This window comes from Frankia sp. EI5c (genome assembly GCF_001636565.1).
Lineage (GTDB): Bacteria > Actinomycetota > Actinomycetes > Frankiales > Frankiaceae > Parafrankia.
This window is the reverse complement of sequence record NZ_LRTK01000020.1, coordinates 1-16,539: the sequence shown is the minus strand read 5'-3', so window position 1 is coordinate 16,539 and position 16,539 is coordinate 1. Positions and strand designations below refer to the sequence as shown.

Below are 16,539 nucleotides of genomic sequence, written 5' to 3'. Positions count from 1 at the left end.
GTCTCGGTGTCGGACCTCTACGCCGCCGTCGCCCGTTCGTACGCGGACAGTGTCGACGAACGTTATCTCGGGCAGCTCAACATCGAGCACTGGTCCGTCGGGATGGAACGTGCCCTGTCGTTCCGTGGGAAGGCCGGCGACGACCGGTTCTACGACATCGACTTCCGGGCGATGCAGAGTGATCCGCTCGGCGAGGTCCGCGGGCTCTACGACTGGCTCGGCGAGCCGGTGACCCCCGAGTTCGAGGCCGGTCTGCGGCGGTGGTGGCGGGAGAACGCCGAGAACCGGGAGAAGAACGTGCACCCGGATCCGTCGGTCTTCGGCATCGACGTCGACCGGATCCGTCCGCTGTTCGCGAAGTACACGGGCCGGCTGGCCGGCTGGACCACCCGCTGACCGCTCCCCGCCCCGCCTCGCCTCGTCCCGCCTCGTCCCGCCCCGCCTCGTCCCACCGCGCCAGCCCGTCTGGGTGCCGGCCGCTGCCCGGCACCCGTCCCGCCGCTGCTCTGCCCCCCGCTGCCCTGTCTGCGCCGCGCCGAAGGGATCACTGCCGTGACCGCTGACCCCACTGACCCCGCTGACCCTCCTCACCCCGCTGCTCCCAGGGGTGGAGCCGACCTGNCCGGCGGCCTGGAACCCACCCGCGAGCACGTGTTCGCCGAGCGTCCGGAGAACCCGGACATGCGCGATTCGGTCAGCATGTGGATCTGCGACGACCGCGGTGAGCTCGCGCTGCCGCGGATCGGGATCGAGGCCGTCGCGTCGTCCTGGGAGTCGCACCAGTACCAGCTCAACGTCGTCCTCGCCGACGGCCGCGTCTACCGCCTCCGGGAGACCGGGAAATCGTGGTCCCCGCTGGACGAGGCGGGCCGTCCGAGGGTTCTCGGCACCGGGCCCCTGGCCTTCCGCTGCGTCGAGCCGTTCCGTTCCTGGAGTGTGGCCTTCGAGGGCACGGCGACCGAGACCTCGACGCGGGCGCTCATCGCCGGCCGGCCCGGCGGCCCGCCGGTGGATGTCGAGTTCCACGTGGAGGCCACGATGGCGGTGCCGCCGTGGATCCAGGGCTCGTTGCTGCCGGAGGCGGCCGAGCGCCTCGCCACCTCCGTCGAGGGCGGGCTCATGGGTGGCGCGCGCTATGAGCAGCTCTTCCGGGCGGTGGGGACGCTGCGGGTGGGTGCGGAGGAGCACACGTTCACCGGCAGCGGGCTGCGGATCCGTCGCCAGGGGGTCCGGGAGCTCGCCGGCTTCTGGGGGCACTGCTGGCAGTCGGCGGTCTTCCCGGACGGCCGGGCGTTCGGCTACATCGCCTACCCTCCCCGGGCGGACGGCGAGCCGACGTTCAACGAGGGTTTCCTCTACACCGGCGCCGGCCCGCTCATTCCGGCCAGGGTGGTGCGGGCGCCCTGGCTCGGTGTGCTCCAGCCGGCCGGCGAGGACGTCTCGGTGGTGTTGGACTCCGAGCTCGGCCGGACCACCATCGAGGGCGAGACCGCGCTGTCGACGTTCGACGTCACCGTGCGGCCGGAGATGCCGAACTTCCCGGTCCTCTACCAGGGTGCGGTGCGCTACCGCTGGGACGGCCAGGAGACCTACGGAATGCTGGAGCGCTCCACCATGCGCGACAAGATCATCTGGCTGTGAGGTGGAACCCGCGCGGACCGCACCGTGTCGGAGCACACACCGATGACGGGGGTATGAAGGCGCCTGCCCATGGTTGCGTCCTGACAGCGGCGAGTCGCGCGCGGGCGGCCCACCGGCGGGAGGATGGACGGATGCATCGGAAGCGGACGGGTCGGTCGGGGCCATGACCACGGGTGCGACGCCGGCGTCACCGGCCGCGGCGGTGCCCGCGGTGCTCGCGGCGACACCACTGCCGGCCGACACCGTGGGCCTGCTGGAAGGCCTGACGACGACGCGGGCCATCCGCCGTTACACCGACGAGCCGGTGCCCCGGGAGGTACTGCGCGCCGTGCTCTTCGCGGCCACCCGGGCGCCGAGCGGCTCCAACCGACAGCCTTTCCGTTTCATCGTGCTGACGGACGGGCCGAAGGCCGCCGCGGCGAAGGCCCTGATCGGGCAGGCCGCCCGGCGGGTCTGGGACGGCAAGCGCCGCGCCGACGGCTACGACGGCGGCTCCGGGGCGCTGGCGGATTCACCGAAGGCCCGCACGGCCCGCGCGATGCAGCGGTTCGTCGACGACTTCGAGCGGATACCGGTGCTGATCCTGCCCTGCCTGGTGCGCTACCGGGATCCGACGCCGTCCGAAGGCGCGTCCGTCTACCCGGCCTGCCAGAACATCCTGCTCGCGGCCCGGGCGCTCGGGTATGGTGGCGCGTTCACCGGCTGGAACTTCGCGGTGGACGCCGAGCTCCGCCAGCTGCTGGGGGTGCCCGACGGCACGTTCCTCGCCGGCACCATAACGCTGGGCAGGCCGGCGGGGCGGCATGGCCCGGTGCGCCGGCGCCCGATGGCGGAGCTGGTGTACGAGGAGGAATGGGGCACCCCCGCGGGGTGGGCGCTCGACCCGCCCGGCACCGCGTTCACCGCGGCCGGGCCGCCCAGGGCGGGCACGGCCGCCCCCGGTGACGGAAGGCCGAGGCCATGACGCCGTGGATGACGGGACCGCGAACGGTGGGATCCACCCGAACGAGAAGGGCAGCCCCGGCATGGGCCGACTGACACATCTGCAGCGTCTGGAGGCGGAGAGCATCCAGATCTTCCGCGAGGCGGTGGCCGAGAGCGAGCGGCCGGTGATGCTGTACTCGGTGGGCAAGGACAGTTCGGTGCTGCTCCACCTGGCGATGAAGGCGTTCTACCCGTCCCGCCCGCCCTTTCCGCTGCTGCACGTGGACACCACGTGGAAGTTCCGCGCCATGTACGAGTTCCGGGACAAGGCCGTGGCGGAGCTCGGGGTGGATCTTCTCGTCCACCGGAATCCGGAGTGCGTGGAGCGGGGGATCAACCCGTTCGACCACGGCTCCGCGACGCATACGGACATGTGGAAGACCGAGGGCCTGAAGCAGGCCCTCGACCTGCACGGTTTCGATCTGGCGTTCGGCGGGGCCCGCCGTGACGAGGAGAAGTCGCGGGCGAAGGAGCGGATTTTCTCGATCCGCTCGGCGGCACACCGGTGGGACCCGAAGTCGCAGCGCCCCGAACTGTGGCGGCTGTACAACGTCAGCCGGGCGCCGGGGCAGAACGTGCGGGTGTTCCCGCTGTCGAACTGGACCGAGCTGGACGTGTGGCAGTACATCCACCGGGAGCGGATCCCGATCGTGCCGCTGTACTTCGCCGCGCCGCGCCCGGTGGTGGAGCGTGACGGCGCACTGATCATGGTTGACGACGACCGCATGCCACTGGCGCCGGGCGAGATCCCCGCCCAGCGCAGTGTGCGGTTCCGCACGCTGGGCTGCTACCCGTTGACCGGGGCGGTGGAGAGTACCGCCGCGACCCTGCCGGAGATCATCCAGGAGATGCTGCTGACGACGAGCTCGGAGCGGCAGGGCCGGGTGATCGACCATGACTCGTCCGGGTCGATGGAGAAGAAGAAGCAGGAGGGGTACTTCTGATGGCCCACGCGACCACCGATCTCGTCGCGGACGACATCGAGAAGTACCTTTCGCTGCACGAGCACAAGTCGATGCTGCGGTTCATCACCTGCGGCAGCGTCGACGACGGGAAGAGCACGCTTATCGGCCGGCTGCTCTACGATTCGAAGCTGGTTTTCTCCGACCATCTCGCCGCGCTGGAGAGCGACTCTAAGAAGGTCGGCACCCAGGGCGACGGGCTCGATTTCGCGCTGCTGGTCGACGGCCTGGCCGCGGAACGCGAACAGGGCATCACGATCGACGTCGCCTACCGCTTCTTCTCCACCGAGCGGCGCAAGTTCATCGTCGCCGACACCCCGGGGCACGAGCAGTACACCCGGAACATGGTGACCGGCGCGTCCACCGCCGACCTGGCCGTGATTCTCATCGACGCGCGCAAGGGCGTGCTGACCCAGACCCGCCGGCACAGCTATCTCGTGTCGCTGCTCGGGATCCGCGACATCGTCCTGGCGGTGAACAAGCTCGACCTGGTCGACTACTCGCAGGACGTCTTCAACGCGATCGAGGCGGACTACCGGGCGTTCGCCGCCGAGATCGGTCTCACCGACATCGTGTGCATCCCGATGTCGGCGCTGCGCGGGGACAACATCACCGAGCCCAGCCCGCGCACGCCCTGGTACAGCGGTCCCACGCTGGTCGGTCACCTGGAGTCCGTCGAGATCGCCGACGAGGTGCACACCGGGCCGTTCCGGCTGCCGGTGCAGTGGGTCAACCGGCCGAACCTGGACTTCCGCGGCTTCTCCGGCCAGATCGCCGGCGGCAGCGTCCGCCCCGGTGACCGGGTGCGGGTCCTGCCCACGGGGCAGGAGAGCACCGTGGGACGGATCGTCACCGCCGACGGCGACCTCGACGAAGCCGTCGCCGGCCAGTCGGTCACCCTCACCCTCACTGACGAGATCGACGTCAGCCGCGGCGACATCATCGCCACCGCCGCCGAGCCGCCGGGCATCGCCGACCAGTTCGAGGCGCACATCGTCTGGATGGGCGAGGAGCCGATGCTCCCCGGCCGGCCCTACCTGCTCAAGATCGGCGCCCGGACCGTCGGCGTGACGATCGCCCAGCCCAAGTACAAGGTCAACGTCAACACCCTGGAACACACCGCCGCCCGCACGCTCGATCTCAACGAGATCGGCGTGGCCAACATCAACCTCGACCGGCAGATCCCGTTCGACCCCTACGCCGCGAACCGGGACACCGGCGGGTTCATCATCATCGACCGGTTCACCCGCGGCACCGTGGCCGCCGGGCTGCTGCACTTCGCGCTGCGCCGGGCCGACAACGTCCACTGGCAGGCCGTCGAGGTCGACAAGACGGCCCGTGCCCGGCAGAAGGGGCAGCGGCCCGCCCTGCTGTGGTTCACCGGCCTTTCCGGCGCCGGGAAGTCGACGATCGCCAACCTGGTGGAGAAGCGCCTGNACGACCAGGGTTTCCACACCTACCTGCTGGACGGCGACAATGTCCGGCACGGGCTCAACAAGGACCTGGGCTTCACCGACGCCGACCGGGTCGAGAACATCCGCCGGGTCGCCGAGGTCGCGAAGCTCATGGTCGACGCCGGCACCATCGTCCTGGCCTCGTTCATCTCCCCGTTCCGCGCCGAGCGGCGGATGGCCCGCGACCTGCTCGCCGACGGTGAGTTCATCGAGGTCTTCGTGGACGTGCCGCTGGCCGTCGCCGAGGCCCGGGACCGCAAGGGCCTCTACGCCAAGGCCCGCCGCGGCGACCTGCGGAACTTCACCGGCATCGACTCGCCCTACGAGCCCCCCGAGCGCGCGGAGATCCATCTGGACGCCAGCGGAACCGTCTCCGCCGAGGCCTCCGCCGAAGCGGTGGTCGAGTACCTGCGCCAGGCCGGCGTGCTCACCCCGCCCGAGGCGTCATGACCGCCGGCACCGTGCCCGCCGAGGCGCTCGGCACGGACGACCACACCCTCGCGGCCACGCTGGCCGCCGCCGCGGGCCGCCATCTGGTCGCCATCCGCGATCAGGGGGGCGCGGAGGGCGACCGACAGTCCAACGAGCTGCTGCTCGAACGGCTGGCGCGGGCCCGGCCGCGGGACGCCGTCCTCTCCGAGGAGAGCGCGGACGACCTCGTCCGCCTCCAGCGGGAGCGGGTCTGGATCATCGACCCACTCGACGGCACCCGCGAGTACGGCGAACCGCCCCGCGAGGACTGGGCCGTCCACGTCGCGCTCGCCGTGCGCGGGGTGGCGACCATCGGTGCCGTCGCGCTCCCCGCCAGCGGCCTGGTGCTGCACACGGGTGAGCCGCCGGTGGTCCCGCCGCGGGTGCCCGGCCCGGTTCGTCTGGTGGTGTCCCGCACCCGTCCGCCGGCCTGCGTCGATCACCTGCTGGGCCGGCTGGACGGCACCCTCCTGCCGATGGGCTCGGCCGGCGCCAAGGCGATGGCGGTCGTCCGCGGGGAGGCGGATGTCTACGCCCACTCGGGCGGCCAGTACGAGTGGGATTCGGCCGCGCCGGTGGCGGTCGCCGCCGCCGCCGGTCTGCACACCTCGCGGCTCGACGGATCGCCGCTGCGCTACAACGAAGCCAACCCCTACCTGCCGGACCTGCTGATCTGCCGTCCCGAGCTGGCCGAGGAGGTGCTCGCCGCCCTGCGTGACCAGTAACCCGGGCGGCGGTGGCGGTGGCGTGACGCGCTGGCCGGCTGTCGGAGATCCGTCCCCACGACCGGGCGGACGAGCGCCGCCTCACCTGAGGGGTACCGCCTGGTCCCGAGGGGTACCGCGTCAGCTGAGGAGCTCGGGCAGTCCGCTGGTCGACAAGGCATTTCGCGTAGGGTCGAAAGTGGCAGACACTTCGGGCGGCCCAGGTGACGGGGCCACGCCGGCCGAGCAGGGCTCCTGCCCGGCGGATGTCGGGAANGGGACGCCATGTCGAACTCGTTGGACCTGGGCGGTTCACCGCCTCCGGGGGTGGGCACCGCCTCCCCCGGAGTGCCGGGTGGCGCCCTGGAGCTCGTTCCACCCGCGCCGGTGCCTGTGGTGGCCGACGACCAGGTGGACAGCATGGTCCCGCTCGACGAGGCGACCCGAACGGCGCTGCGGGTGCGTGCCGCGGCCTTCGCGGACGACCTCGCCGCCCAGGACCCGCGCAGCCCCGCCTTCCAGAGCAAGATCGACGACATCGTGCGCATGGGCGAGCGGGAGATCGTGGCCAGCGCCCGGGTGTCCAGCCGCATGCTCGACCGCCCGGCGGCCGCGCTGNGGGCTGGCCGGGGCCGCGGCGGTTCGGACGCCCAGTCGCGGGTCGCGGGCACACTCCTCGAGCTGCGCCAGACCGTCACCGACCTCGACCCGGGGAAGGCGGACCTGAAGGGGGCGCGCAAGCTGCTGGGCGTGGTGCCGCTGGGGAACCGGCTCACGCGCTACTTCCAGCGGTACCAGTCGGCGCAGAAGCAGCTCGACGCCATCATCGGCGCGCTTGACTCGGGTCAGGACGAGCTGCGCAAGGACAACGCCGCCATCGAGCACGAGAAGGCCACGCTCTGGGCCGCGATGGGCAAGATCACCGAGTACGCGACCCTGGCCCGGGCCCTCGACGAGGCCGTGACGGCCCGGATCGACCGGCTGCGGGCCACCGACCCGGCGGCGGCGGACGCGCTCACCTCCGACGCGCTGTTCCCCATCCGCCAGCGCCAGCAGGACCTGCTCACCCAGCTGGCGGTGAGCGTGCNGGGCTACCTGGCGCTCGACCTCGTCCGCAAGAACAACATCGAGCTGATCAANGGCGTCGACCGGGCCCAGACGACCACCGTCGCGGCTCTGCGCACCGCGGTGATCGTGGCCCAGGCGCTGGCGAACCAGAAACTGGTGCTCGACCAGATCACCGCGCTCAACGCGACCACCAGCAACATGATCGTTTCGACGAGTGAGCTGCTGCGCCAGCAGTCCGGACGCATCCAGGAACAGGCCTCTTCCAGCACGGTGGACGTCGAGGCTCTGCAGAAGGCATTCGACAACGTCTTCGCGACGATGGACGCCATCGACACGTACAAGGTGAAGGCGGTGGAAAGCCTCGCGACCACCGTCTCCGCGCTGGAGACGCAGGTCGGCCGCTCCAAGGCATATCTGGAGCGGGCCCACGCCGGCGAGGGCTGACGGGTGCCCGCCCGACGGCCCACCGGCCCGGGCCCGAGGCCGGACGCATGATCTTCCGGTGGCGGGGCGGGCGGGCCGACGACGACTCCGCCGGCGACGGGGGCACGCCCGCCGCCGGCGAGACGACGCGGACGCCCCGGACGACCCAGACAGCCCAGCTGCGGGCGGAGCTCGCGGGGATCGTCACCGGCGCGAACGCCGACGGCGGCCGGCTGCCGCCGGGAGCGGTGCCGACCGTGCGGGACATCGACGACGTCCTGCGGCCCCTGCTGGGTTACCTGGAAACGCGCCCCGCGAGCGAGGAGGAGCTGCGGTATCTGACCGCGATCATCCGGGAGTACCTGCCGCGGGCGCTGGCCGACTTCGTGGCGCTGCCGCCCCAGTACGCCGACCGCCCGGGCGTCACCGGCACGACCCCGGCCGAGGACCTGGTGCGCCAGCTGCAGTTCCTCGACGAAGGCGCGCACGAGCTCCAGGACTCCGTCTACACCGGGGATGCTGCGAAACTGGCGATCCAGGCGCGTTTTCTGGAAGCCAAGTTCCGTCGCTCCGACCTCGACACATGACGGCCATCCTGTCCCGCGGCGGCAACGTGCTGCTGGTCGAGGAGGCGCCGGGCATCGAGCGGGTGCGGGTCGTGACCGGCTGGAGCGGCCCGGCTGGCCCGACAGGTCCGGGCAGCCAGGGCGGTCGGGGCGGTCGGGCTCCCGAGGTGGACGGCGTGCTCGTGCTCGTCGACGAGGCGGAGAGCAACCCGCTGCTCCTGCTCACCGGGCAGGTGCCGAACCCCACGGAGGGGATCGCCGCGACCTCCCCGCCGCCCGAGGCGGGCGGCGGCGCGGAGGAGGTCGTCGTCACGCTCGACGCGGTGCCCGCGCACGTCTCCCGGGTGCAGTTCGCGGCCGCGATCTATGCCGCCGCCGGCCGCGGCCAGAGCTTCCGAGCGGCACCCCACGGCTACGTCCGGCTGTACGACGCCGCCGACGGCCGGGAGGTCGCCGGCTGCACCTTCGAGGTGGAGACCGGCTACGAGACGGCTCTTGTCTTCGGAGAGCTGTACCGACACCCGGCCGGGTGGAAGTTCCGGGCGGTCGGCGAGGGCTACGCGAACGGACTGCCGGGGCTGGCCGGCGTCCCGGCGGACAGGGTTCTGACCGCTGGCCCACCGGTGGCCCGGCCCGCCGATGTGGCCTCATGGGTGGCCCGTCTCTCCCCGACCAGGACCCGGCGGAAGGTAGCCGACCACCTGCGGGCGGAAACCCGGCCGGCGGCACCGGCGGCACCGGCACCGGCGGCACCGGCACCGGCGGCACCGGCACTGGCGGCCAGGCCGGCATCTCCGGCCGCGTCGTCCCGCGGTGCCGCCACCGCTCCCGCCACGGCGCCCGGGGCGCCGAAGCCCCCGCCCAGACCCGCCCAGCCGCCGTTGGCTCCGCCGCCGCTCGCTCCGCCGCGGGTGCCGGGGCCAGCCCCAGGGGTCGCACCGGCCGCGTCAGCCGCGTCAGCCGCGTCAGCCGCTCCGACCGCACCGCGGGAGGCCGCGTCCTCCCCCCTGGACCTCGGCCGGGCTGACGTGGACTCGCGGCCGGCCGCCGTCGAGGCGAGTCGGCGATCCTCGCGTTACCGGCAGCGCCACGAGCACGTCACGACGCTGGACGACAACCATCCGGCCACGATCNGGACGGGCGAGCAGCGCGGGACCGGTGCTATGACCGTCTCACTGCACTGGACCCCGCTGACGACCCGCAGCGGCCTGCCTCGTCCCAGCAACATCCACTTCGGCTGCCTGTGGCAGGCCCTGGACGGCGCGGCGGGCGTGATCCAGCAGCACGGCGGCTCGCCCACCGGTACCGGGCGGGCGGGGCGCCAGACCCTGCGCCTGGTGGGGCGGGACGAGCGGGACGCCCAGACGATCTTCGTCGACCTGGGCACCCTCTCGACCTTCAAACGGTTCTTCGTCTTCGCCTACGGTCTGCACCGCGCGCCCGAGTGGGATCTGCTGCGCCCGGTCGTCGTCGTGGCGGCGCGGAACGGTGAGCAGCTCACCATCCGGCTCGGGAACGCGCCCGTGAACACCCGCACGTGCGTGGCGGTGTCGTTCCACGTGGTCGGGGACGACCTGGTGATCCGCCGGGAGAACGACTTCCTGGAGGGAACCCAGGCGGACGCCGCCGAACGCTACGGCTGGTCGCTGGAGTGGAGCGCCGACGGCACCGTCCCGCGGGACGCGGCCTGACCCGCGGCCGGGTCAGGCGGTGACGCCAGCCTTGGCGGGGAAGGTCCTGGTCAGCAGAAGCTCGCGCACCTGCCCGGGCACCGGGGCGGGGCCGGTCGGCCCTCGGTGCACCAGCACCGTGTCGCACAGGGCCAGGCAGACACCGGCCTCGAACAGCCCGCAGACCTGCACGATCGAGCTGGAGCCGAGTCGGCCGATGCCGACCCCGACCTCGTAGGAGCCGGGGTAGCGGACCTCGCCCAGGTAGTTGATCTCCACCCGGGCCGCCACGACCGGGAGCGGCCGTTCGTCCTGCGGCAGCGCCACATGGCTGGCACCGAGCAGCTCCCGGTTCATCGCGACCCGGGCCTCCTCGAACATGGCCGCGATGGCCACGTTGTTGACATGGCCGAGACTGTCCATGTCACCGAAGCGCGGCTGCATCGTCAGGACGAACGGGTAGTTCGTCAGCTCGGCCCGCGCCGGATCGTATTTCGCGCCCACGACTCCTTCTACCGCGGTGGGCGGGCCCGGGCGGCGCGGCGTGGCGTGCGTCTCGCTGTGAGCGGGCGGCGGCGGAGGGCTCAGCGGTGGCCCGGGTACGGGGGTGGGGTCGTGGGGCGGTGCCGGCGGCCAACCAGTGCGGCCTCGACCTCGTCGAGCAGTTTCCGCTCGGCCGCCGCCACGTCGAGCCCGACGAGGTCGATGTAGTTGATCCCGCGCAGCAGCGTCGGCGGCCGCACCTCCCTGACCCGCACCGGGAGCAGGAGCCGTCTGATGCCCTGCGGATCGGACTCCCAGGCGGCCTGCCACTGGACCTGGACCGCCGCCGAGTCCACGTAGCTGGGGGAAAGCACGGCGATGGTCCGCACCGAGCGCTGGATCGCCTGCTCCAGCAGATGTATCGGCCGGGCCCCGGCGACCGTCTCCCGCGCTCTCAGGTGCACTTGGTAGCCGGCCGAATCCAGTATGAAGGCGACCCAGGCGGCCCAGTCTTCGTCCGCGTCGGCGTACGACACGTGGAAGTCCCACCGCTCCGCCTCGCCCGCCGCCGGTTCGGCGTCGTCGCGTCGTTCTTCCTGGTCCGTGGAGGCGGCGTGGGTGCCGGTGGTGCCGGTGGTGCCGGTGGTGCCGGGCTCCGCGGCCCGCGGTGCGCGCGCGGCCGCCGAGGAGGCGGTTCCCCACGCGGACCAGGCCGGGTTCGCGGGGAACACCCGGGCGGCCTCGGTGAGCAGGCGATGGCGGCCGTCGGGCAGGATGCCCGCCTCCAGCAGCGCGTCCACCTCATGCCAGAAGGCCAGCGATGACCCCGCCTGCCAGCCGGGCACCCGGCTGGGGGCGATGCCGGCGGCGCCGAGCAGCTGCCGTGCCGGCACAGGAGCGGAGAAGGCGTTCGCGAGCGCCTCCAGCTCCCGCGCGGTCAGGGAATCCTCGCCGCGGCCCATTCCTGCCCTCCCGTCGGGATTTGATCCTAGTGCGGTCACCGGGGCGGCGGCGCTTCCGGTTGGAAGGTGGCAGTGTCGGCGTTCCGTCACCGGGAATCATCCGAGCATCGCGGGATGTCGCGAGCCTTCGCGCGCTCCCCGGCGGCGCGAGGGCGCCCGGCCCCCGTGCGCGCGCCGACATCCCCCGCCGCGGACCTCGACCCGAGGGAGACCCCATGCCGCTGCTCGCCGACAAGGCCCTGGACCTGCCGTTCGACGCCCGGCCCGATCCGGACGAGTTCGTCCGGGCCGCGATGCAATGGCACTTCAGCCCCGAGACGGGTTGCCCCTTCTGGCTGCGGCAGGCCGACACCCTCGGCTTCGACCCGCGGACGGAGATCCGGACCCACCGCGACCTCCGGCGGTTTCCGAACGTGCTTCCCCATCTGCGCGACGTGCGGGCGGAGGACCTCGTCCCGAAGGGCTACGGCGACCACCCCGACGTGGTCGGGTTCTACGAGAGCGGCGGCACCACCGGCGCACCGAAGCGGGTGCTCGTCATGCGGGACTGGATGGATCGCATCCTGGACGTGGTCGCGAGCGGTCTCGACCGGCACGGCGTCCCGCGTGGCCTCAACTGGCTGGGCGTCGTTCCCTCGGGGCCGCACCTCATCGGAGCGTTCCTCCGCGAGATCACCGCCCGGCACGGCCGGTACGCGTTCACCGTCGATCTGGACCCGCGCTGGGTCAAGAAGCTCCTCAGCCAGAACCGGGCCGCGGACGCGGAGGCCTACGCCGAACACATCATCGACCAGGCCGCCGACATCCTGCGCCGGCAGGAGATCGGCGTCCTCAACATCNCCCCGCCGCTGCTGGAGCGGCTGGCCGGGCGCGAGGACCTGGTCGACCTGGTGAACGAGAAGGTGCGCGCCATCATGTGGGCCGGCGCCCACCTGGACCCCGACACCCTCGACATCCTGCGAACCCAGGTGTTCCCGCGGGCGCTCTTCTTCGGCCAGTACGGCAGCACGATGTTCCTCGGCAGCGCGTCGCAGCGACCCGGGCTGCCCGCGCAGGCGCCCTGCATCTTCGACCCGTACTCCCCGTACATCACCTTCGACGTCGTCGATCCGCAGACCGGCGCGCCCGTCGACTACGGGGAGCGCGGCCAGGTGCTGGTCAGCCATGTCAGCCGGTCGTTCCTGCTGCCGAACAACCTCGAACGCGACACCGCGACCCGGGTCAGATCGCTCGACGGCGACGTCGGTGACGCGGTCGCCGACGTCGCCCCGGTCGCCAGCTTCGAGAACGAGACCGTGATCGAAGGGGTGTACTGATGTCGGCCACCCTCGCGGCCCCGGTCGAACTGGCCGCCCTCGGCCCCGACGGCGAGTTCCGCGGCCGGAACCAGCTCCTGGTCACCGACGTGAGCGGGCAGCAGGCGGCCCGGCTCAGCCTCGTCCCGCCGCTGTTCGCCCGCCGCGCCGTCAGCCGGATGCGGGCCGCCCGCGGCCTGCCCGCCGACGCCTGGATGCAGGTGCTGGCCGGCGCGGCCCGGCTCTTCGGGACGGCCACCCTCGACGGGCTGTCGGTCGGGGACTACCAGCGGTTGGTCAGCCGGGTCGGCGGCCTGCCGATCTCCACCGTCCGGACGTCCACCGCCACCATCATGGAGTGGATCACCCGGGCCTGTGACAGCGTCCAGCGGGCCTGCCCGCTGGGGACGGCCAGCGACTGGCGTGACCCGTCGACCCGGTCCGGGCGCGCGGTCTGGGCGCGGCGCGGTGAGGTGTTCGCGGTGCACGCCGCGGGCAACCATCCGGGCACGCACGCCCTCTGGCCGGAGGCACTCACGCTGGGCTATCGGGTCGCCGTGCGCCCGTCCCGCCGTGACCCGTTCACCCCGCACCGGCTCATCACCGCGCTGCGGCTCGCCGGCGCCGCGAACGAGCAGGCCGCGCTGCTGCCCACCGATCACGCCGGAGCCGAGGCCATCCTGCGCGCGGCGGACCTCGGGCTGGTCTACGGCGGTGACGGGGTGGTGAGCCGGTTCGGCTCCGACCGCAGCATCCTGCCCCAGGGCCCCGGCCGGTCGAAGATCCTCATCACGGCCGACACCGACTGGCGGGACCATCTGGACGTCATCGTCGACTCCGTCGCCCGTGGCGGCGGCACCGGCTGCATCAACGCCACCGCGGTGTTCGTCGAGGGTGATCCGGCGCCGCTGGCCGAAGCCGTCGCCGACCGGCTGGCCCGGCTGCCCAGCCTGCCTCCCGAGGACGACGCGGCGGCCCTCCCGGTCCAGACATTGCCCGGCGCCCGGGCCGTCGAGGCTCACCTGGCCCGACGTGCCGTGGGCACCCGGGCCTGGCTCGGCGGCGACGGCATCGTCGACGACCTCGGCGACGGCAGCGCGGTGCTGCGCCCCGCCGTCCACGAGCTGGACTCACCGACCGCCCCGCAGGCAGGTGTGGAACNGGCCTTTCCCTGCGTGTGGATCGCGCCGTGGACCCGGGCCGCGGGAATCGCTCCGCTGCGTGACTCCCTGGTGCTCACCGTGCTGACGCGGGACGGCCAGCTCATCGACGACCTGCTGAACGAGCCGACCATCCGAAACGTCTATCTGGGTGACCAGCCCACCGTCTGGATGGCGGTCGGCGTTCCGCACGACGGCTATCTCGCGGACTTCCTCATGGAAAGCAAAGCCGTCGTCCGGGACTGAGCCCGGGAGACCGCACCCGAAAATCGGGGAGACCGCACCGGATGGGTCGGCGGGGCGAGCCAAAGTGCGCTGGCCGCCCCGCCGACCCGACATCTGCCGCTGGTCCCGCCGGCGGTTACCGGCACGCCGGCGGTTACCGGCTACCGCCAACCGGCAACCGCCAACCGGAACTACCAGCGGCAGACCCAGACGGACCGCGGCGGAACCCAGTGTCGATGGCCGTTCGACCAGACCCAGTGGCCGCTTACGTGGCGCCAGAAGCAGCGCTGCTTGTGTCCGTGCCCGGACCCGCCGCCCTTGCCGCCGCCCTTGCCGCCACCGTTGTTCCAGTTACCGCCGCCGCCACTGCTCCCGCCGCCACTGCCACCACTCCAGTTACCGCCGCCGCCACTGCCCCCACTGCCACTGCCACCACTGCCGCCGCCACTCCAGTTTCCGCTGCCACCGCTGTTGCTGTTGCCGGGGCTGTGGGTCGGTGGCGACGTTGAGGGCGCCGCCAGCGCCGCCTGGGCGGGAGCCGCGGACAGTACTGAACCCAGCGCCGCGGTGGCGATCAACAGCCGGACCGGCCGGCCCTTTCGGAGCGAATTGTCTGTTCGGTGCGCCATCTGTGCTCCCTCCGGCGCCAGTGCGCCAATGCATCGAGGAAGTTCCGGCAGGCATTGCTGGTCCGGGATACCCGGAGCGGTCGGAAACTAATCAGGCCGAGATGTCGCGGGCCCGCAGTCCCGCCTCCTCGGCCGCTATTCCCCAGCTGATGATCCGGCGTGGGTGAATTCGTATGACCTCCGGGCTCAGGTAACTGGCCGGCGGTTCCTCGCCAGCCAGGGCGGAGGCCTCCCCGCGGATCTCCAGGCCGCGCACCCGCCACGGATCGACGGAAACGACGTCGTCGACGACAAAGGACACCACCCGGGTGGCCGCGACGTTCCGGAACTTCCGGCTGGCGCCCAGTTTGAACCCGTGGATGTCGATAGTGTCAGTGTCGGGATTATGCCGGAAGCTGACCGGACTGTTCTGGGGTGTGCCGTCCGGCGCGACCGTGGCCAGCCGCCCGAGTCGCTGGCCGGCGAGATATCCCAGTTCGGCATCGGTGAAGATCATGCGCCGATCCTGCTACCTCAACCGCACTTCATGGCAAGTACCTGGATTTCATATTCCCGGACCGCCGCGCAGCTCGGCCGCGGTCGGCAGCGCCTCGTACGACCCGGGACGGGCGACGGTGAGAGCAGCCGCCCGCTGCGCCTCGCGGACGGCGGCCGCGGAGCCGTCACCGACGATGAGTCGGGCACAGAGCACCGCGGTGAACGCGTCACTGGCCGCCGTGGTGTCCACGACGTCCGCGGGCGGCGCCGGGTGGGCGGTGGTCGTCCCGCCGATGCGCAGCACGCAGCCGCGCTCCGCGAGGGTCACGCAGACCGTGGGCACGCCGAGCTCGTCCGCGATGGCGTCCGCGAGGCGGTGGGCCGGCCCGTCCGCGGCGCGATGCCCATGCAGCAGCGCGCGGGCCTCGACCTCGTTCGGCACCACGATGTCGACCTTCTCCCACGGGACGTCGCCGAGGACCGACGGGTCCGCCGCCAGCGGCACCGGATTCAGCGCCACGCGCAGGCCCCGCTCGCCGGCCGCCGAGATGAGGCGTCCAACCTCTTCGGGAGAGTCGAAGGTGACGAGCAGGGCGTCGGCGGTGACGGCGAACCCGGGCGGCACCTGCCAGACCATGGCGTTCTCCCCGTCAGCCCGGGTGTAGACGACGCAGACGGGCGTCGGGGCGCCCGGGACGGTGACGAGGCCCGACGTGTCGACCCCGTCATCGGCGAGGGCCGCCCGGATGACGGCGCCGACCGCGTCGCCCCCGATCCGCCCGATCGCTGTGCGCGTCCCGACCGACCTGGGCAGCATGGCCGCTGTTGGCGGCGGATGTCGTCATCCCCAGTAAGAATGGCGCTCAGCTCGAGCTTCGTCAGCTGGTTCATAGCGCGTCAGCGCCGGGTCTGGCGCTGGGGCCGGCCCAGCGTCAAGGCCGGGCACTTCCCGTGGATCTTGAACCGTGCGGGTGCTGCTCGGGGCGCGGGCGAGTGCTCGGCGGGTTCCGGGCGGGTGCGTGCGGTGATCTGACGATGGTGGGTGGTGTTTCGGGTGCGTGCGCGGGAGTGCCGATCGCGCGCCTGAAGGGCTCCTTGTGTCTCCTGCCGAAACGTCTTGACGACCACGGTGGCGCAGGGGCCGCAACCCCTGCGGGCGAAGGACACGCAAAGCTCTTCAGTCGCTGTCGGCGAATCCTCGCGGATCCGTGGCGCGGGGGTGGGCGACGGGTGTTGCGGGGCCTGTGGGTGCTCTGAAAGCCCTGGTAGCGCCGTTGCGGCGAGGTCTGCGGGCGGCCGGCGGCCCGGCCAGTCGCACTTCTGCGGGTGGTCGCCGGCCCGGGTGTCCGCGGGCGGGATCGGGAC

At 72.3% G+C, this 16,539-nt stretch carries 12 protein-coding genes and 8 pseudogenes; 16 read left to right on the top strand and 4 right to left on the bottom strand.

All coding sequences use genetic code 11. The features are described 5' to 3' along the window. From UG55_RS35835 to UG55_RS11815, 13 genes and pseudogenes are all read left to right on the top strand, one after another. Window positions 1-396 (top strand): sulfotransferase (locus tag UG55_RS35835; protein WP_242424204.1); only part of this gene is annotated, 396 nt, incomplete at its 5' end. A gap of 226 nt (window positions 397-622) precedes the next feature. Next, window positions 623-1,641, top strand: a 1,019-nt coding sequence (locus UG55_RS47045; RefSeq protein ID WP_242424203.1) for a hypothetical protein, incomplete at its 5' end; no start/stop codon positions are given. A gap of 163 nt (window positions 1,642-1,804) precedes the next feature. Beyond that, window positions 1,805-2,605 (top strand): nitroreductase family protein, encoded by an 801-nt coding sequence (locus UG55_RS11845; protein ID WP_066067041.1) that lies wholly within the window; start codon window positions 1,805-1,807, stop codon window positions 2,603-2,605. Between the two features lie 61 nt (window positions 2,606-2,666). Continuing rightward, window positions 2,667-3,569, top strand: a complete 903-nt coding sequence (cysD, locus tag UG55_RS11840) for a sulfate adenylyltransferase subunit CysD (RefSeq protein WP_066067095.1) — start codon at window positions 2,667-2,669, stop codon at window positions 3,567-3,569. After that, window positions 3,569-5,023: pseudogene (cysN, locus tag UG55_RS11835) on the top strand (sulfate adenylyltransferase subunit CysN); the annotation flags it as partial. The gene cysD and the pseudogene cysN, both read left to right, overlap by 1 nt. Before the next feature lies 1 nt (window position 5,024). Beyond that, on the top strand, window positions 5,025-5,491 hold a 467-nt coding region (cysC, locus tag UG55_RS35825), incomplete at its 5' end, for an adenylyl-sulfate kinase (protein ID WP_242424202.1). Beyond that, window positions 5,488-6,237: a 3'(2'),5'-bisphosphate nucleotidase CysQ gene (locus tag UG55_RS11830; RefSeq protein ID WP_066067036.1), complete on the top strand. Its 750-nt coding sequence runs from the start codon at window positions 5,488-5,490 to the stop codon at window positions 6,235-6,237. The genes cysC and UG55_RS11830, both read left to right, overlap by 4 nt. Window positions 6,238-6,501: 264 nt before the next feature. Then, window positions 6,502-6,834, top strand: a pseudogene (locus UG55_RS35820) (toxic anion resistance protein); the annotation flags it as partial. 1 nt (window position 6,835) lies between these two features. Further along, a pseudogene (locus UG55_RS35815) lies at window positions 6,836-7,303 on the top strand (toxic anion resistance protein); the annotation flags it as partial. 1 nt (window position 7,304) lies between these two features. Beyond that, window positions 7,305-7,355: pseudogene (locus UG55_RS35810) on the top strand (hypothetical protein); the annotation flags it as partial. A gap of 1 nt (window position 7,356) precedes the next feature. Then, window positions 7,357-7,728 (top strand): toxic anion resistance protein (locus UG55_RS35805; RefSeq protein WP_242424201.1); only part of this gene is annotated, 372 nt, incomplete at its 5' end. Window positions 7,729-7,775: 47 nt separating this feature from the next. Further along, a complete protein-coding gene (locus tag UG55_RS11820) occupies window positions 7,776-8,294 on the top strand; it encodes a hypothetical protein (RefSeq protein ID WP_066067032.1) in 519 nt (172 codons plus the stop codon). Continuing rightward, window positions 8,291-9,406 (top strand): annotated as a pseudogene (locus tag UG55_RS11815) (TerD family protein); the annotation flags it as partial. The gene UG55_RS11820 and the pseudogene UG55_RS11815, both read left to right, overlap by 4 nt. Before the next feature lie 570 nt (window positions 9,407-9,976). On the opposite strand, the gene UG55_RS11810 reads toward UG55_RS11815, so the two are convergent. Together UG55_RS11810 and UG55_RS27195 are read right to left on the bottom strand one after the other, a co-directional pair. After that, entirely contained in the window at window positions 9,977-10,447 is a 471-nt protein-coding gene (locus UG55_RS11810; protein ID WP_066067028.1) for a thioesterase family protein, read from the bottom strand. 80 nt (window positions 10,448-10,527) lie between these two features. Then, window positions 10,528-11,388, bottom strand: coding sequence for a toll/interleukin-1 receptor domain-containing protein (locus UG55_RS27195; protein WP_083986696.1), 861 nt, complete (start codon window positions 11,386-11,388; stop codon window positions 10,528-10,530). A gap of 840 nt (window positions 11,389-12,228) precedes the next feature. Between UG55_RS27195 and UG55_RS47040 the strand changes: the two are divergent. From UG55_RS47040 to UG55_RS35790, 3 pseudogenes are all read left to right on the top strand, one after another. Next, a pseudogene (locus tag UG55_RS47040) lies at window positions 12,229-12,704 on the top strand (phenazine antibiotic biosynthesis protein); the annotation flags it as partial. Further along, window positions 12,704-13,844: pseudogene (locus UG55_RS47035) on the top strand (aldehyde dehydrogenase family protein); the annotation flags it as partial. The pseudogenes UG55_RS47040 and UG55_RS47035, both read left to right, overlap by 1 nt. 1 nt (window position 13,845) lies before the next feature. Next, window positions 13,846-14,089 (top strand): annotated as a pseudogene (locus tag UG55_RS35790) (aldehyde dehydrogenase); the annotation flags it as partial. A 699-nt stretch (window positions 14,090-14,788) separates the two neighbouring features. Here UG55_RS35790 and UG55_RS11790 read toward each other — a convergent pair. After that, on the bottom strand, window positions 14,789-15,193 hold the full coding sequence (locus UG55_RS11790; RefSeq protein ID WP_066067023.1) for a PPOX class F420-dependent oxidoreductase: 405 nt from the start codon (window positions 15,191-15,193) through the stop codon (window positions 14,789-14,791). A 48-nt stretch (window positions 15,194-15,241) separates the two neighbouring features. Further along, window positions 15,242-15,991 carry a PfkB family carbohydrate kinase gene (locus tag UG55_RS11785; protein WP_066067021.1) on the bottom strand — a complete coding sequence of 250 codons (750 nt, stop codon included), beginning with the start codon at window positions 15,989-15,991 and terminating at the stop codon, window positions 15,242-15,244. Window positions 15,992-16,539: the final 548 nt, after the last annotated feature.